The sequence below is a fragment of the Cellulomonas soli genome (assembly GCF_052036975.1).
GTDB lineage: Bacteria > Actinomycetota > Actinomycetes > Actinomycetales > Cellulomonadaceae > Cellulomonas > Cellulomonas soli_A.
The window spans coordinates 1-15,031 of sequence record NZ_JBQIAR010000001.1 but is presented as its reverse complement, the minus strand read 5'-3'; the positions used below and the strand labels follow the sequence as shown (position 1 = coordinate 15,031).

The window sequence follows — 15,031 nt, the reverse complement described above, 5'->3', positions numbered from 1 at the left end:
GACGTCGGTGGCGGGGAGTCGGCGGTCTGGGTGGTGCGCGGTCAGGGGCGGGTGATGACTGCCTTGCCGCGGAGCCGTCCGGCGGCCAGTGCGTCCAGCGCCCGCGGTGCCTGGTCGGCGGGGAACACCTCGACGGGCAGGGGGCGCAGGGTGCCGGACTCGAGCAGTGCGCTGATCTGGCGCAGCTGGTCGCCGGAGGCGTGCATGAACAGGAACCGGTAGGTCACGCCCAGGCGCTTGGCCTGACGGCGGACCTTGCTGCTCAGTGCGCTGATCGCGAGCCGCAGGACGGGGTTGAGGCCGGCGGCGCGGGCGTAGGTGGGCTCGGGCGGGCCGGCGATGCCGATGGCCGTCCCCCCGCGTGCGAGGACGCGCAGGGACCGGCTGAGGTTGTCCCCGCCGAGGCTGTCGAGCACCAGGTCGTAGCCGGTCAGCTCGGCGGCGAAGTCCTGGGTGCGGTAGTCGATGACGACGTCGGCGCCGAGCTCGCGTGCCAGGTCGATCCCGTCGCCGCTGGCGGTGGTCGCGACGTGCGCGCCGAGGTGCTTGGCGAGCTGGATCGCGAGGGAGCCGACGGCACCGGCGCCGGCGTGGATGAGCACCTTCTGCCCGGCCTCGAGCCCGCCGACCTCGACCATCGCCTGCCAGGCGGTCAGGGCGACGAGCGGCAGGCCTCCTGCCTGGTCGACGGTCAGTGCGGCGGGCAGGGGCGCCAGGTCGGACTCGTCGACGGCGATCCGCTCGGCGAGGGTGCCGATGCGGCCGTCGCGCGGACGCCCGTACACCTGGTCGCCGGGCTGGAACCCGCGTACCTGGGCGCCCACGCCGAGGACGGTCCCGGCCAGGTCGTGGCCGAGGACCAGGGGGGTCCTGTAAGGCAGGACCGACTTGAACTCCCCGACCCGGAGCTTCTCGTCGAGGTGGTTCAGGCCCGCGGCCTGGACGCTCACCAGGACGTCGTGGGGGCCGACGGTCGGCTCGGGGACGTCGATCTCGGTCAGGGGCTGCTTGTAGCCGGTGATGCCGAACGCCTTCATGGTGGTCCTTCGGGGGAGGAGCGCGCTGCGCCGCGTCTGGCGGTCTGCCGTCGAGCGACTGGCCGAGTGGACTCAATAATGAGGCGACTCAGTTAACGGTGTCAAGAGGAACCTCGGACCTCGTCGCGGGATGCCGGTCGTCGCTCCCTCGCCGCGCACCCAGGCGCACCAGGTGGGACGGTGAACCTGCACGCCGAGGTGCAGCAGACTCAGCCGGCCAGGAGGGTTCGTGGACGAGTACATGTGGGTGCTGAAGGAGTCCGAGCAGGACCTGGTCCGGGAGATCGAACCCGACCGGATGGGCGCGCTCGACGAGGACGCCCTGATCGACCTGCACCGGCGGGTCCGCAGAGCCCGAAACAAGCACACGACGAACTACCGCCGCGGAGGCGCGAAACGCGTCGAGGAGGCCGGAGGTCGAGGTGCCGCCGGACCCAAGGGCGGCAAGGCGCGGCTCCGGGCGGAAGCCTTCGAGGAGGCACTGTCCCTGGTGAGCGCGCGGCTCGCGGTGGTCGCCCACGAGCAGGCGGAGGAGCTCAAGGCCCAGCGGCTCGCGCAGGCCCGAGCCGGCCGATCGACCGGACCCGACTCGTCCCCGTCCTCCGCCGGACCGGTCGACGGCCCCGGCCGCGTCGCCGGCCACCAGCAGACCACCGGGGGAGCGAAGCGAGACGCCTCGAGCGCCTCGCAGGGCGCCCGCAGGCAGGCCCAGCGCGACTCGCGCTGACGGTGCCGTCCGACAGGCGGCGCCCCAGGGCCTACCCGCGCAACCAGGCCAGCACGGCCAGCACCCGGCGGTGGTCGCCGTCGGAGGCCGCCAGGCCGAGCTTGGTGAAGATGTTCGACACGTGCTTCTCGACCGCACCGTGCGTGACGACGAGCCGGTCGGCGATCGCGGCGTTGGTCCGCCCCTGGGCGACATGCTCGAGCACCTCGCGCTCGCGGGGGCTGAGGGCGTCGAGGGGCGACCCGGCCGGGCGACGGACCAGCAGCTGGGCCACGACCTGCGGGTCGAGCGCGGTGTCACCGGCGGCGACCCGGTCGAGGGTGTCGGCCAGCACGTCGAGGTCCTGCACGCGGTCCTTGAGCAGGTAGCCGACACCGCCGCGGCCGTCGGCGAGCAGGTCGCGGGCGTACGTCTCCTCGACGTACTGCGACAGCACGAGCACACCGAGGCCCGGCTGCTCCTGCCGCAGCACGACTGCGGCTCGTAGCCCGTCGTCGGTGTGGTCGGGTGGCATCCGGACGTCGACGACGGCGACGTCCGGGCGGTGATCGCGGGCGGCGGTCATCAGGTCGGGGGCGGTGCCGACGGCCGCGACGACGGTGTGGCCCGCCTCCTGCAGGAGACGGACCAGACCTTCGCGCAGCAGGACGGAGTCCTCGGCCAGCACTATGCGCACGGGATCCTCACGGTGACCATGGTGCCCTGACCTGCACCGCTGGTGATCTCGACGGTGCCGTCGACACCAGCCGCACGGTCCTGCAGCCCGGCCAGTCCGTGGCCCGGGAGCACCTGGGCGCCGCCGCGGCCGTCGTCGGCGACCGTCAGCCGGACGACCCCGCCGTCGACCACGAGCGTCACGTCGGCCCGGGTCGCCCCGGCGTGCTTGGCGACGTTGGCCAGGGCCTCGCAGGCCACGAAGTAGGCGGCGTTCTCCACGGCCGGCGGCAGGCGGACGCCCTCGGCGACGTCGGTGTGCAGGGCGGTCGGCACGGTGCAGGTGGCCGCTGCGGCGACGAGCGCGGCGACGAGCCCCCGGTCGGCGAGCACCGGCGGAGCGATGCCCCGGCTCAGCGCCCGCAGCTCGGCCAGTGCCTCGTCGGTCTGCCGGCGGGCCTCGGCGATGACGACCCGGGCCTCGTCGACGTCGTCGGCGGACAGTCGCCGCTCGGCGGTCGACAGGTCCATGCCGAGCCGGATCAGCCGCTGCTGGGGGCCGTCGTGCAGGTCGCGCTCCAACCGGCGCAACGACTGCGCCTCGGCGTGCGCGGCCTGGGCGCGGCTGTGCGACAGGTGCTCCACCTGCTGGCGCAGCAACGCCGAGTCGGAGGACAGCAGTGCCTCGCCGAGGGCCGTGTGCGCTGCGGTGCAGCCGCGCATCACCGGGACGAGCGTCGCGGCGAAGATCAGCCCGACGGCCAGGTCGAGCACCACGCGCGGCACGTCGGGGAACACCATGTCGAGGCCGGTGATCCCGACCTCACCGTGCGTGCCCTCGGGCAGCAGCGGGGTCCAGATCCACGAGGTCAGCCCCACGACGGCGCCCGACCACCAGATGCAGGCCACCGACCAGGTCACCACGGAGACGGGCATCTGGACCAGTCCGTGCGCGGCCTCCGCCCAGCGCGCGGGGTCCCGGAGGCGGTCGACGTACCCGACGAGGCCCTGGTTGCGGGCCTGGCGGTAAGCGGGCCGGCCCACGGGGTGGCCGATCACCTCCAGTCGGCGGCGCTCCGCCGCGGCGAACCATCCGGCGACGTCGAGGGTGGCTGCTGCGAGCGGGATCCCCGCGACGAGCACGACGAGCGCCGCCGACAACGACAGCCCCGTCACGAGCACCGTGAACGAGCCGAGGGCGAGCGGCAGGGAGGTCAGCAGGTACCGGGACCTGGCGAGGGTGTCGCGCAGCACGCCGGGCGACGTCGGTGCGGCCGGCTGGGCCGCGGTCGATGTGGTCATGGCTTCAGTCTGGCGTCGTCGCAGGTCACAGCGCAGTGGCGGCTGCTGGCGAGTCGAAGGTGGGGGTAGCCCCACCTCGTGTCCGCCCCGCCGGGCGCGGCGGCCCGGACGGGTCTACGGTCGTCAGGACGGCGCGCACCGCCGCCCCCCTGATCCCTCGCCGGAGGACGCCATGAGCACGCTGATGGATCTGCCCGAGGTCTCCGAGTGCTCGGTGGCCGGCTGCTCCTACAACGACCACTCGCACTGCCACGCCGCCGCGGTGACGATCGGCGGTGTGAACGGTGACGCGCAGTGCGCCACGTTCATCCCGTTGGGCGTCAAGGGCGGTCTGGACAAGGTCGTCACGCACGTCGGCGCGTGCCAGCGGCAGGACTGCACGCACAACTCCGCCTTGGAGTGCTCGGCGACCTCCGTGCGGGTCGGTGCCGGCCACGACCTGGCCGACTGCCTGACGTTCGCCCCGCGCTGATCCCCGCAGCTGACGTCGACCGGCCGACGTCCGCCGACCGGTCAGTTGGCGATGCGGGCGGTGTGCGCCTCGGCGAGCTCGTCGAGCAGCTGGTGCACGAGCCGGGCGGCCGCGGGGACGAGCTCGCGTTCCCCCGCCACCAGGCCGGGGTCCTGCCGTCGTACGGCCATGGCGTCCTCGATCGACCGGCGCGGGTCGACGTGCGCGGAGGCGAGGAACGCCGCCGTGAGTGCGCGGGCGCCGCGCGCGAACTCGCCGTCGTCGTCGACGGCCACCTCGGCCAGGATCAGCGCGGTGAGTGCGACGTCGAGCTCGGCGGTGGCGGTGCGGGCGTTGGCCCAGTCGACCAGCGACGGACCGTGCGTGTCGGACAGGATCACGTTGCCGGGGTGCAGGTCCAGGTGCGCGATCACCGGGCCGCCGGTGGCGTGCCCCCAGTCCTGGGCGACGCCGGTGGACGTCCAGCCGGGAGGGGCGGGGATCGCGTGCAGGCGTGCGTGCAGGTCGGCCAGGATCTCCGCGCCTTCGCGCAGCGGCATCATGCCCGCGACGACGGCCTGCAGCAGGGTCGGCCCGTGGAGCCGCTCCATCACCAGGTCGGGGCCGTGCGCCTCGAGGACCTGGGGGGCGGGGAACCCGTGCGCGACCACGTGTGCCAGCAGCTCGACCTCACCGGAGGCGTCCCGTCCTGACCGGTAACGGCGCAGCACGCGAGCCTCGTCGATCGCGTAGACGTCCGCGAACGCACCCGTCGCGACGACCGGGCCGAGCGGGGTCGGGACGACAGGTTCTCCGTGCGACGTCGCGGGGAGCATGCCCTCGACGGTAGGCGAACGGCGCGCGTTTGTCCCCCGCTGCGTCTCGAGGGTTGGTCCGCACCGACCACGCAGCGGTCACGCGTCCGCTCAGCCTCGGCCCGCCCGGGTCAGGGCCTGCACCGCCTCGTCGTGCGTGTCGGGCAGCGCACGCCGCCAGATGCGAGCGGGTGAACGCAGGGCCTCCGGGCCCAGGCCGAGCGCCTCGCAGTGCCGGTCGACCTCGGTGCGCAACATGCGCATGCCACGGGTGGCCTCGTCGTGGCGCACGAGCACGGCGAACGCACCACCACCCAGCGTGGCCATCGGGTGCCCGTGCCCGTAGGTCGCGAGCAGTGCCGCACCCACGGCCGCCGAACGGGCCATGCGCAGGAACGGGTGCAGCTCGCCGGTGGCGACGTCGAGCAGGATGAGATCGTGGTCGGCGTGCGCAGGGCGCCCGGTGCGGGCCGCCATCAGGTACGTCTCGGCGAGCCGCACGGACAGGTAGTCGCTGGTCGGCAGTCCTGACTCGGCGTCGAGGCACGGCACGGCGACAGCCCCGGCGGCCTGCGCGTCGGCCCAGCCCGCGCAGAAGGCGGTGACCACGGCGTGCGGCGGGTCGGCGAGCCCCGTCGAGCGGTACAGGCAGGCCAGGTCGTCGAGGGCCTCGGTGATGCCGACGCCGTCGTGCCCGCGGGCATGCCCCAGGCCGTGCGCCGCCCCGGTCGGGTCGCGCTGCTCGAGCACGGCGGAGGCGAGCCCGTCGACTGCCGGGTGGTACCAGTCGCTCGGGCGCAGCCACGTGCTGGTCGTGCTCTCGTGCCGCCACAGCTCACGCAGGGCGTCGGGCAGGAGCGGCCCGCCGGTCCCCTCGTCGGTCTTCACGGGGGATGAGAGGGGCGTCGTGCCTGTCCATGACGCCGGATTCCAACCACTGGCGCACTTTCACCCGTTCGGCGCACTATGGGACCCTGATCCCACGGAACTTCCGCGTGATCGCGGGCCGTCGGACCATGGACCAGGGGAGTGACGTGGACAGGGACGCGGAGCTCGGTCCCGTCAACGAGGACGCCGAGCTGATCGCCGCAACGCGCGGCGGTGACTCCGGCGCGTTCGGGCAGCTGTACCAGCGGCACGCGGGCGCCGCGTGGGTCGTCGCGCGCCAGTACGTCGACTCCCGCGCCGACGCCGACGACGTGGTGGCGGAGGCCTTCACCGCCGTGTACTCCGCACTGGTCGGCGGCTCGGGCCCGGACGTCGCGTTCCGCGCCTACCTGTTCACGGTGGTGCGCCGCACCGCGGCCGCCCGGCGGGCCCAGGGGGCCCGTGCGCTCCCTACGGACGACGAGCGGGTCCTGGAGGCCGCTGCGATCCCCGAGGCGGCCGCCGAGGAACCGGTGCTCGCGGGCCTCGAGGGCTCGCTGGTGGCCGGTGCGTACCGTTCGCTGCCCGAGCGGTGGCAGGCCGTGCTCTGGTACACGGAGGTCGAAGGGTTGGCGCCCGCGAAGGTCGCCCCGCTGCTCGGGCTGACCGCGAACGGGGTCGCCGCGCTGGCGTACCGCGCACGCGAGGGACTGCGCCAGGCCTACCTGCAGGGACACCTGGCCGGTGCGACCGGCGACGGCTGCCGCGACGTGCACGGGTTGCTGGGCGCGTACGTGCGCAGCGGGCTGGCCGCGCGGGACACCCGTCGGGTCGAGGCGCACCTCAACGACTGCGGCCGGTGCCGCACCCTGGTGCTCGAGCTGGGCGACGTGAACCACGGCATGCGCGGCGTCATCGCACCGATGGTGCTGGGGGTGCTCGGGCTGGGTGCGCTGGCGCACGAGCTGCCGGTGGCCGGCGGGTTGGCGGCGGGTGCAGCTGCGATGGGTGGTGCCGGTGCGGCTTCGGGCATGGCGGGTGCCGGCGCTGGGGCCGGTGCCGCGGGAACGGGTGCCGCGGGGGCGGAGCTCGCGGCGGTCGGGGGTTCGGCGGCTGCGGGGACCGGCGCGGTCACGGCGACCTCCGCCGGTGCAGGCGCGGCTGCCCTGGTCGGTGCGGGTGCCGTGACGGGTGCCGCCGGTGCCGCGGCGGGCGCTGCGACGGTCGGTGGCTTGGCCGCCCTGTTCTCGTCCGTGCCGCTGATGGCGGCGGCCGCGGGGGTGGTGGTGGCCGGGGCCCTTGTCGTCTCGGGTGTGACCGGTGTGCTCGGCGGTGACCCGGTGGCGGAGGGGGCGCTCGGGGTCGAGGAGTCGGCGGCGGCCGACGGCACCGGCGCCGCTGGTGCGAGCACGGCTCCTCCGACGTCGTCGCCGACGCCGGATGTCACCGCGGGGCCCTCGGCGATCCCGGACGACCCGCTGATGCCGACGGATGCGGCGACGCCGGGCGACGCGGTCGCCGTGCAGGACGGTCTCACGCCGTCCTCCGACACGGGGGAGGGCACGGGTAGCGGTTCGGACGCCGACGCGGTGAACCCGTCCGGCAGCGGCGGCGGGACGGGCGTCGAGCCCGCGGCACCTCCGCCTCCCGCTCCGCCCGCGCCGGCGCCGGCGTCGGTGGAGGTCGCGCTGCCGGCCTCGGCCGATGTGCTCGAGGCCGGTGCAGGGGCGCAGGACCTGGCGGTCGACGTGACGAACTCCGGTGGCACGGCGACCGGCGCGTTGACGGCGACGGTCACGATGCCCGCGGGTCTCTCGCTCGACGGTGCGCAGCCGTCGGCCTCGACCACTGTCACGGCCGGGTTCGCGCCGGCGGCCGTCACGGGGTGGCTGTGCGTGCCCGCGGCCGACGCGGCGAGCGCCTCGTGCGTCCTCGGGTCGCTCGGCCCCCGGCAGACGGCCCGGCTGAGCCTGCGGGTCTCTGTCGACGAGGCCGTCGAGGGCACGGATGCGGCCGTCGCGGTCGTGGTCGAGGGTGCGGGCGTGAAGGCCCAGCCGGCGCCGCTGCGGATGCGGATCACCCCGTCGGCGGCGAGGGTGAGTGCTCCGTCGACACCGCGGTCCCTCGACCTCGTGGTGGGGCGCGCGCGGGAGCTGGTCGTGCCGGTGCAGAACCTCGGGGGCGCGGCGACGACTGCCGCCGCACCTGCCGTGGTGCAGCTGACGCTGCCGGCCGGGGTGGCGTGGGAGCAGGCGCCCGAGTCCGACGGCTGGGGGTGCACGGCGCAGGACTCCGCGACGGTGCGGTGCGTGCGCGAGGTGCTCGCGGGCCACTCGGCCTCGAGCGTCCGGCTGTCGTTGACGGCGGGCGAGAAGGCTGCGGCGTCGTCGACGGTGCTGGTGCAGCTGGCGCCGTCGGGTCGTGGCGCGAGCGAGAGCCGGGTCATCGCCCTGCAGGTGTCGAGCCCGCCGCGGCTTGCGCTCGCGGCGCCGGAGTCCTTGCTGGTGGCACCGGGTGACGGCGAGCAGCCGCTGGGTGTCAGTGTCAGCAACGACGGTGGTGCGGTGGCGGCACCGGTCGCGGTGGCGGTCGTGGCGCCCTCGGCGGTGCGGCTGGTCGCGACGGACGGTGACGGCTGGACGTGCGTGGCTGATAGGCCGGGTGGTGGTCGGGTGGCAGAGAGTCGGCGCGCCGAGCCCGGGTCGCACGCGGTGGTGTGCACGGTGGGCAGCCTGGCGCCCGGTGAGGTGCGGGAGCTGCCGGTGTCGCTGCGGGTGCCGTACGGCCAGGCCGGCGGCAACCTGAGCGTGCTGGTCACAGCGGTGGCGCCGGAGTCGGGCAGCGGTGCGGTGAGCGTGATCTCGCTGTTCCAGCGAGACCTCAAGTGACGCGTGCGGGCCGCTGCCCGCGGGCCCTCTGACACCACCCCGTCCATTCCATGGACATGTGGACAGGGCCCGTCTCATCCTGTGGTCTGATGACGTCATGTCCGACGCCTCCTTCCGCACGACCCTCCCGGGTCGAATGCCGGTGCGCGCCGTCGGCCGTCGCCGCTGCTGTTGAGCTGAGCGACTGACGCCCCGGCGCGTCCCCCGGAGGAGCCCGCCCGGCCCGTAGGCCAGGTCGGTACCCGCCTCCCGTGCCCTGCCCCGACGTGCCCCCGCACGTCACAGCCCCGAAGGCGACCCCGTGACAGCATCCACCGGCGTTCCCCCGCGCATCCGCGTCACCGACCTGCGCAAGGTCTACGGCGACGGCGAGCGTGCCGTCGTCGCGCTCGACGGCGTCGACCTGACCGTCGGCCCCGGCGAGATCCACGGCGTCGTCGGTCGGTCCGGTGCGGGCAAGTCCACGCTGATCCGCTGCCTCACGGCCCTCGAGCGACCCACCGGCGGGCACGTCGTCGTCGACGGCGTCGACATCGCCGCCCTGCCCGAGAAGGAGCTGCGGGCCGCCCGGCGCCGCATCGGGCTGGTCTTCCAGCACGTGAACCTGCTGGACTCGCGCACCATCCTGGCCAACGTCTCCTACCCGCTCGAGGTGGCCGGCGTCGGTCGCGCGCAGCGTGCCGCCCGCGCCCAGGAGCTGCTGGAGATCGTCGGCCTGGGCGATCGCGCCCACGCCTACCCGGCCCAGCTGTCCGGTGGGCAGCGTCAGCGCGTGGGCATCGCCCGGGCCCTGGCCGCCGAGCCGGCCGTGCTGCTGCTCGACGAGCCGACCTCCGCGCTCGACCCGGCCACCACCCGGCAGATCCTCACCCTGGTCCGCGAGCTGCGCGACCGCCTGGGCATCAGCGTCGTCATCATCACGCACGAGATGACCGTGGTCCGCGAGGTGTGCGACACGGTCACCCTGCTGGAGCACGGCAAGGTCGCCGAGCACGGCCCGGTCGGCGAGGTCGTCGCCCGGTACGGCACACGCCTGGCCCGTGAGCTCATCCCCGTGCCCGACCTGCCCGTCGGTGCCGAGCGCAGCCTGGTCGAGGTCGCGTACACCACCGACGACGTGCCCACGCCGCAGGTGCTGCGCGTGGTCGCCGGACTGGGCGAGGGCGTCGAGGTCGCCGCGGGGGCCATCGAGACCATCGCCGGGCGACGCGTCGGCCGGTTGCAACTCGACGTGCACGCCGAGCACGTCGAGGCGACGCTCGCCGCGCTGCACGCCGCAGGGCTGCACGCCGTGGTCACCGAGGTCGAGCCGCCCACCGACGAGGACGACACCGTGCCCGACGACCGCCACGCCGACGGCCCGCCCGGGCACCGACCGCCCGCACCGGACACCGCCGACGCGGTCCGCACCACGCTCGAGCGGGGGCTGTGATGGGCTGGTGGAACGAGCTGGTGACCAACCCGGTCATCCAGCAGAAGCTGCCCGAGGCGACACTCGAGACCTTGCAGATGGTGGGTGTGTCGGCGGTGCTGACGGCCCTGCTCGGCCTGCCGCTGGGCCTGCTGCTGCACGCCACGTCGCTGGGCGGCCTCACGCCGAACCGCGCGGTCAACGCCGTGATCGGGTTCGTCGCGAACGTCGTGCGCTCGTTGCCGTTCCTCATCCTCATGATCGCGGTGATCCCGCTGACCCGGGCCCTGGTCGGCACGACGTTGCAGTGGAAGGCGGCCGTGGTGCCGCTGACCATCGGCGCGGTGCCGTTCTTCGCCCGGCTCGTCGAGACCGCGGTGCGTGACGTGAACCCCGGCAAGATCGAGGCCGCCCGCGTCATCGGCGCCACGCGCGTCGGCATCACCGTGCAGGTGCACATCCGTGAGGCCCTGCCGGCGCTCGTCGCGAGCTTCACCGTGACCGTGATCGCCCTGGTCGGCTACTCAGCCATGGCCGGGGTGATCGGCGCGGGCGGTATCGGCGCGCTGGCCATCTCGTACGGGTACCAACGCTTCGACAACACCGTGATGGCTGCGTGCGTGATCGTCCTCGCGGTGTTCGTCGTGGTCGTGCAGGCCCTCGGCGACGTCATCGCCCGCGCGCTCGACCACCGCTAGACCCCGACCCCTCCCGATCCTCGGGAGCTGCACGACCCCGCACCACCGACCGTCCAGGAGGACACGATGAGGAAGACCTTGAGTGCCATCGCGCTCACTGCCGCCACCGCCCTGACCCTGGTCGGCTGCTCCTCGAGCGACCCGGCGGCCGACGACACCGCCACGACCGCCGCCGCCGGCGAGGTCGTCTCGCTGACCATCGGCGCCAGCCCCACGCCGCACGCCGAGATCCTGCAGTTCGTGCAGGACAACCTGGCCGCGGACGCCGGGCTCGACCTGACGATCGAGACGTTCGACGACTACGTGCTGCCGAACACGGCGCTGGCCGAGGGCGACATCGACGCCAACTACTTCCAGCACCTGCCGTACTTCGAGTCGCAGGTCGCCGAGCAGGGCTACGACTTCGACCACTTCGAGGGCATCCACATCGAGCCCTACGCGCTGTACTCCTCGAAGTGGACGAGCCTGGACGAGGTGCCGGACGGCGCGCAGTTCGGCATCACGAACGACCCGGGCAACCAGGCCCGTGCGCTCGACCTGCTGGTCGCCAACGACCTGATCACGCTGAAGGACACCGGCGATGCCGACCCGACGCTGCTGGACATCGACACCAACCCGAAGAACTTCGAGTTCATCGAGACGGCCCCCGAGTCGCTCGTGCGTGCCCTGGAGGACGTCGACCTGGCGATCATCAACGGCAACTACGCGCTCGAGGCCGGCCTGAACCCTGCCACCGACTCGCTGCTCATCGAGTCCGGCGTGGACAACCCGTACGCCAACTTCCTGGCGGTCCGCTCGGAGGACATCGACAACCCGGCGCTGGTCAAGCTCGACGAGCTGCTGCACTCCGAGGAGGTCCGGGCGTACATCGAGGAGCGGTGGCCCGACGGCGAGGTGCTCCCCGCCTTCTGAGCCTGAACCACGAGGACCCCGTCGCACAGGTTGCGGCGGGGTCCTCGTGCGTGGTTCGCGCCACCGGACCCGGGCAGGTCCCCCGATCCGCGTCGGGTCCGGTGGCGCGGGTCCTCAGCGGGTGTCCCCCGACTCGCCGAGGACGTCAGGGGCCGACGCGCCGGCCGTGGGGGCGTCGTCGGGCAGCGGAGCGAGCAGTCGCAGGTGCGAGAGCCGCTCGCCGAACCGGCCGAACTCGACCGACGGGCCGGGGCGCTGCGGTGCGAGCGACAGCGCGGTGTACGTCTCGGCGGCGGGCAGCAGGTCGAGGGCCGACTCACGCAGCAGCTCGGCCACACCGGCCAGGTCGGCGGCCGTCAGGGTGCTGCCGGGCCGACCGTCGGCCGGCGAACCGTCCTCGGGCAGGCTCACGTACAGCACGAACCCGGCCCGGCCGGGCGGCAGGGCCGGGGCGACCGGGTCGGCGACGGTGCGGGTGGCGCGCCGTTCGGCGGCACTGCGGGGCGGCGGGGCGGGGCGGGCGGCGGCTGCGGGTGCGCCGCGGGGGGCCGACAGGCTCATGGGGTTCTCCGTGCGTGGGGGTGGCCGACCGCGGTCGGCGCGGTGGCGGGGTCGGGTGGGCGCGTGGGCTCAGTGCCGACAGCACACGGACGTCCCGCGCACGCAGACGCGCACCGTGGCGGTGCGGTATCGGCGCGTGGGATCTGTCACTGACTGATCGTCACACGGGCGTGCGGGGACGCCCAAGCGTTTTCACGCCCGTCTCAGGTGATGGAACACGCGCGTCGCCGCGGGCTGCTCGCCCGGGACGCGCAGGTGGTGAAGGTCAGACGACGCCGTACAGGCGGTCGCCGGCGTCGCCCAGCCCGGGGACGATGTACGCCTTCTCGTTGAGGCGCTCGTCGACGGCCGCCACGACGACGGACACGTTGGCCCGGTCGCCCACATGGTCCTCGACGACCTTCAGGCCCTCCGGTGCGGCCAGCAGGCACACGGCCGTGACGTCGCGGGCGCCGCGCGCCAGCAGGTAGTCGATCGCTGCGACCAGGGTGCCGCCGGTGGCGAGCATCGGGTCGAGCAGGAAGCACTGCCGGCCGGAGAGGTCCTCCGGCAGACGGTTCGCGTACGTGATCGCCTCGAGGGTCTCCTCGTCACGCTGCATGCCCAGGAACCCGACCTCGGCGGTCGGCAGCAGGCGCGTCATGCCCTCGAGCATGCCGAGGCCGGCACGCAGGATCGGCACCACGAGCGGGCGCGGGTCGGCGAGCTTGGCGCCCGTGGTCGTGGTGACCGGCGTCTCGATCTCGACCGGCTCGGTATGGACGTCGCGCGTCGCCTCGTACGCCAGGAGCGTGACGAGCTCGTCGACCAGCAGGCGGAACGTCGGCGACTGGGTGTTCTTGTCGCGGAGGACCGTGAGCTTGTGGGTGACGAGCGGGTGGTCCGCGACGTGCAGGCGCATGGGTCCAACCTACCGTGCGTCCCACGTGCTGGACGCCCCTCCTGGCCCTGCGCGGCGCGATCGAGCGGTGCGATCGGTCACGTCGGGCGCCACCGGGCAGGATGGGCCCGTGCGACCGGAACGCCGCGGGCTACGAGCCGAGGACGAGCGTGCCATGGGCCTCGCGCTCGACGAGGCCCGGCTGGCCCTGACCACGCTCGACGTGCCCGTCGGGGCCGTGGTGCTCGACGCCGACGGCCAGGTGGTCGGACGCGGGCGCAACACCCGGGAGGTGCACGCCGACCCCACCGGCCACGCCGAGGTCATGGCCCTGCGCGACGCCGCCACGCACCTGGGACGGTGGCGGCTGGACGACTGCACCCTCGTCGCCACCCTCGAACCGTGCCTGATGTGCGCCGGGGCGATCGTGCTGGCCCGTATCGAGCGGCTCGTGCTGGGCGCGTGGGACCCGAAGGCCGGGGCGTGCGGGTCGCAGTGGGACGTGGTGCGGGACCGGCGGCTCAACCACCGCGTCGAGGTCGTCGGCGGGATCCGCGAGCAGGAGTGCGGCGAGCTGCTGCGGGCGTTCTTCGAGGAGCACCGCGAGGGCTGACGTCCGGCCGAGCCGTCGGTGGGCTCAGGGCGCCGCCGGGCCGTGCGGTGCGGCGCGGTGCGGGGGAGCGGGCAGGGTCTCGGCCAGGTCGCTGAGCGTCTCCGACGTGCCCGCGTCCAACGTCACCGCCGCGTACCGGTCGCCGCGCGTCGCACCGCGGTTCACCACCACCACGGGCATGCCGCGCTGCGCCGCGTGCCGCACGAACCGCAACCCCGACTGCACCGACAACGACGACCCCGCCACCAGCAGCGCATCGGCCGCGTCCACCAGCGCGAACGCCTGCTCGACCCGCTCCCGCGGCACCGTCTCCCCGAAGTACACGATGTCCGGCTTGAGCATCCCCCCGCACACCGCGCAGTCCGCGACCACGAAGTGCGCCGTCTGCTCGATCACTGCATCCGCGTCCGGCGCGATCTCCACGTCGCCCACCTGCTGCACCTGCTCGATGAACCCCGAGTTCAGCGCGTCCAGCCGCTCCGCCAGCTCCGACCGCGGCATCACCCGCCCGCACTGCAGGCACAGCACCCTGTCGTAGCGGCCGTGCAGGTCCACCACCGTGCGCGAGCCCGCGGCCTCGTGCAGCAGGTCCACGTTCTGCGTGATCACCCCCGTCACCACGCCGCGGTCCTCCATCGCCGCCAACGCCCGGTGTCCCGCGTTCGGCAACGTCCGGTGCACGTGCCGCCAGCCGACGTGGTTCCGCGCCCAGTAGTGCCGGCGGAACGCCGCATCGCCCACGAACTGCTGGAACGTCATCGGCGTGCGCGGCGGCGAGTCCGGCCCCCGGTAGTCGGGGATCCCCGAGTCCGTCGACACCCCCGCACCCGTCAGCACCGCCAGGCGATGCCCGGCGAGCACCTCGACCACGTCCGCGAGGGACGTCGCGGTCATCGGGCGGGCGTCGGAGGAGGACATACGACCACGGTACGTCCGGGTGCGCCGGGGGTCGCGGGGTGCGCCGCCGGGGCCCGCCGACGGCCAGCGGGGTGGGCGGCCCGAGGCCGATTCGGAGGCTGGGGCTCCGACCCGGTACTCTTCTGCGCGAGGTAGCGTGTCCGAGCGGCCTAAGGAGCACGCCTCGAAAGCGTGTGTGGGTGAAAGTCCACCGTGGGTTCAAATCCCACCGCTACCGCCATGTGATGTCGCAAGACATCGGCGACAGCCCGAACCCATCAGGGTTCGGGCTGTCGTGGTTTTTGGGGTTGGTAGTCC

General features: G+C 73.9%; 15 protein-coding genes and 1 tRNA gene. 8 read left to right on the top strand and 8 right to left on the bottom strand.

Features of this window, described 5'->3' with window-relative positions; all coding sequences use genetic code 11:
* Positions 1–41: 41 nt before the first annotated feature.
* A complete protein-coding gene (locus ACTHAM_RS00080; RefSeq protein WP_440683508.1) occupies positions 42–1,037 on the bottom strand; it encodes an NADP-dependent oxidoreductase in 996 nt (331 codons plus the stop codon).
* 229 nt (positions 1,038–1,266) lie between these two features.
* Between ACTHAM_RS00080 and ACTHAM_RS00075 the strand changes: the two genes are divergently transcribed.
* Positions 1,267–1,764 carry a hypothetical protein gene (locus ACTHAM_RS00075; RefSeq protein ID WP_440683506.1) on the top strand — a complete coding sequence of 166 codons (498 nt, stop codon included), beginning with the start codon at positions 1,267–1,269 and terminating at the stop codon, positions 1,762–1,764.
* A 31-nt stretch (positions 1,765–1,795) separates the two neighbouring features.
* Here the strand turns inward: ACTHAM_RS00075 and ACTHAM_RS00070 are convergent, their stop codons facing one another.
* The gene (locus tag ACTHAM_RS00070) at positions 1,796–2,440 is read right to left on the bottom strand and encodes a response regulator (RefSeq protein ID WP_440683504.1); all 645 of its coding nucleotides are present in this window, start codon (positions 2,438–2,440) and stop codon (positions 1,796–1,798) included.
* The gene (locus tag ACTHAM_RS00065) at positions 2,431–3,720 is read right to left on the bottom strand and encodes a sensor histidine kinase (protein WP_440683502.1); all 1,290 of its coding nucleotides are present in this window, start codon (positions 3,718–3,720) and stop codon (positions 2,431–2,433) included. The genes ACTHAM_RS00070 and ACTHAM_RS00065 overlap by 10 nt, the downstream gene beginning before the upstream one ends.
* Positions 3,721–3,892: 172 nt before the next feature.
* On the opposite strand from ACTHAM_RS00065, the gene ACTHAM_RS00060 reads away from it, so the two are divergent.
* Complete coding sequence (locus ACTHAM_RS00060; RefSeq protein WP_440683500.1) at positions 3,893–4,192, top strand: DUF1540 domain-containing protein; 300 nt, start codon at positions 3,893–3,895, stop codon at positions 4,190–4,192.
* 41 nt (positions 4,193–4,233) lie between these two features.
* Here ACTHAM_RS00060 and ACTHAM_RS00055 read toward each other — a convergent pair whose 3' ends face one another.
* On the bottom strand, positions 4,234–5,007 hold the full coding sequence (locus tag ACTHAM_RS00055) for a phosphotransferase (RefSeq protein ID WP_440683499.1): 774 nt from the start codon (positions 5,005–5,007) through the stop codon (positions 4,234–4,236).
* A gap of 90 nt (positions 5,008–5,097) precedes the next feature.
* Complete coding sequence (locus ACTHAM_RS00050; RefSeq protein WP_440683497.1) at positions 5,098–5,874, bottom strand: hypothetical protein; 777 nt, start codon at positions 5,872–5,874, stop codon at positions 5,098–5,100.
* A 146-nt stretch (positions 5,875–6,020) separates the two neighbouring features.
* Here ACTHAM_RS00050 and ACTHAM_RS00045 point away from each other — a divergent pair, with 146 nt between their 5' ends.
* The 4 genes from ACTHAM_RS00045 (at position 6,021) to ACTHAM_RS00030 (ending at position 11,762) form a co-directional block, all read left to right on the top strand.
* Entirely contained in the window at positions 6,021–8,741 is a 2,721-nt protein-coding gene (locus ACTHAM_RS00045; protein ID WP_440683496.1) for a sigma-70 family RNA polymerase sigma factor, read from the top strand.
* Positions 8,742–9,042: 301 nt separating this feature from the next.
* Entirely contained in the window at positions 9,043–10,173 is a 1,131-nt protein-coding gene (locus ACTHAM_RS00040) for a methionine ABC transporter ATP-binding protein (RefSeq protein ID WP_440683494.1), read from the top strand.
* Positions 10,173–10,850 carry a methionine ABC transporter permease gene (locus ACTHAM_RS00035; RefSeq protein ID WP_440683493.1) on the top strand — a complete coding sequence of 226 codons (678 nt, stop codon included), beginning with the start codon at positions 10,173–10,175 and terminating at the stop codon, positions 10,848–10,850. The genes ACTHAM_RS00040 and ACTHAM_RS00035 overlap by 1 nt, the downstream gene beginning before the upstream one ends.
* A 66-nt stretch (positions 10,851–10,916) precedes the next feature.
* The gene (locus tag ACTHAM_RS00030; protein WP_440683491.1) at positions 10,917–11,762 is read left to right on the top strand and encodes a MetQ/NlpA family ABC transporter substrate-binding protein; all 846 of its coding nucleotides are present in this window, start codon (positions 10,917–10,919) and stop codon (positions 11,760–11,762) included.
* A gap of 114 nt (positions 11,763–11,876) precedes the next feature.
* Here the strand turns inward: ACTHAM_RS00030 and ACTHAM_RS00025 are convergent, their stop codons facing one another.
* Complete coding sequence (locus ACTHAM_RS00025; protein ID WP_440683489.1) at positions 11,877–12,323, bottom strand: hypothetical protein; 447 nt, start codon at positions 12,321–12,323, stop codon at positions 11,877–11,879.
* A 265-nt stretch (positions 12,324–12,588) separates the two neighbouring features.
* Positions 12,589–13,224, bottom strand: coding sequence for a uracil phosphoribosyltransferase (gene upp, locus ACTHAM_RS00020; RefSeq protein WP_440683487.1), 636 nt, complete (start codon positions 13,222–13,224; stop codon positions 12,589–12,591).
* Positions 13,225–13,333: 109 nt separating this feature from the next.
* Between upp and ACTHAM_RS00015 the strand changes: the two genes are divergently transcribed.
* Entirely contained in the window at positions 13,334–13,816 is a 483-nt protein-coding gene (locus ACTHAM_RS00015; RefSeq protein WP_440683485.1) for a nucleoside deaminase, read from the top strand.
* A gap of 24 nt (positions 13,817–13,840) precedes the next feature.
* Here ACTHAM_RS00015 and ACTHAM_RS00010 read toward each other — a convergent pair whose 3' ends face one another.
* Complete coding sequence (locus tag ACTHAM_RS00010; protein ID WP_440683483.1) at positions 13,841–14,734, bottom strand: NAD-dependent protein deacetylase; 894 nt, start codon at positions 14,732–14,734, stop codon at positions 13,841–13,843.
* A gap of 130 nt (positions 14,735–14,864) precedes the next feature.
* Between ACTHAM_RS00010 and ACTHAM_RS00005 the strand changes: the two genes are divergently transcribed.
* Positions 14,865–14,954 (top strand) — tRNA-Ser (locus ACTHAM_RS00005).
* Positions 14,955–15,031: the final 77 nt, after the last annotated feature.

Excerpts from the sequence above, each read along its gene's own strand:
- ACTHAM_RS00080 (WP_440683508.1), bottom strand. The coding sequence starts at position 1,037 with ATGAAGGCGTTCGGCATCACCGGCTACAAGCAGCCCCTGACCGAGATC.
- ACTHAM_RS00065 (WP_440683502.1), bottom strand. The coding sequence starts at position 3,720 with ATGACCACATCGACCGCGGCCCAGCCGGCCGCACCGACGTCGCCCGGC.
- ACTHAM_RS00060 (WP_440683500.1), top strand. The coding sequence starts at position 3,893 with ATGAGCACGCTGATGGATCTGCCCGAGGTCTCCGAGTGCTCGGTGGCC.
- ACTHAM_RS00055 (WP_440683499.1), bottom strand. The coding sequence starts at position 5,007 with ATGCTCCCCGCGACGTCGCACGGAGAACCTGTCGTCCCGACCCCGCTC.
- ACTHAM_RS00035 (WP_440683493.1), top strand. The coding sequence starts at position 10,173 with ATGGGCTGGTGGAACGAGCTGGTGACCAACCCGGTCATCCAGCAGAAG.
- ACTHAM_RS00030 (WP_440683491.1), top strand. The coding sequence starts at position 10,917 with ATGAGGAAGACCTTGAGTGCCATCGCGCTCACTGCCGCCACCGCCCTG.
- ACTHAM_RS00025 (WP_440683489.1), bottom strand. The coding sequence starts at position 12,323 with ATGAGCCTGTCGGCCCCCCGCGGCGCACCCGCAGCCGCCGCCCGCCCC.
- upp (WP_440683487.1), bottom strand. The coding sequence starts at position 13,224 with ATGCGCCTGCACGTCGCGGACCACCCGCTCGTCACCCACAAGCTCACG.
- ACTHAM_RS00010 (WP_440683483.1), bottom strand. The coding sequence starts at position 14,734 with ATGTCCTCCTCCGACGCCCGCCCGATGACCGCGACGTCCCTCGCGGAC.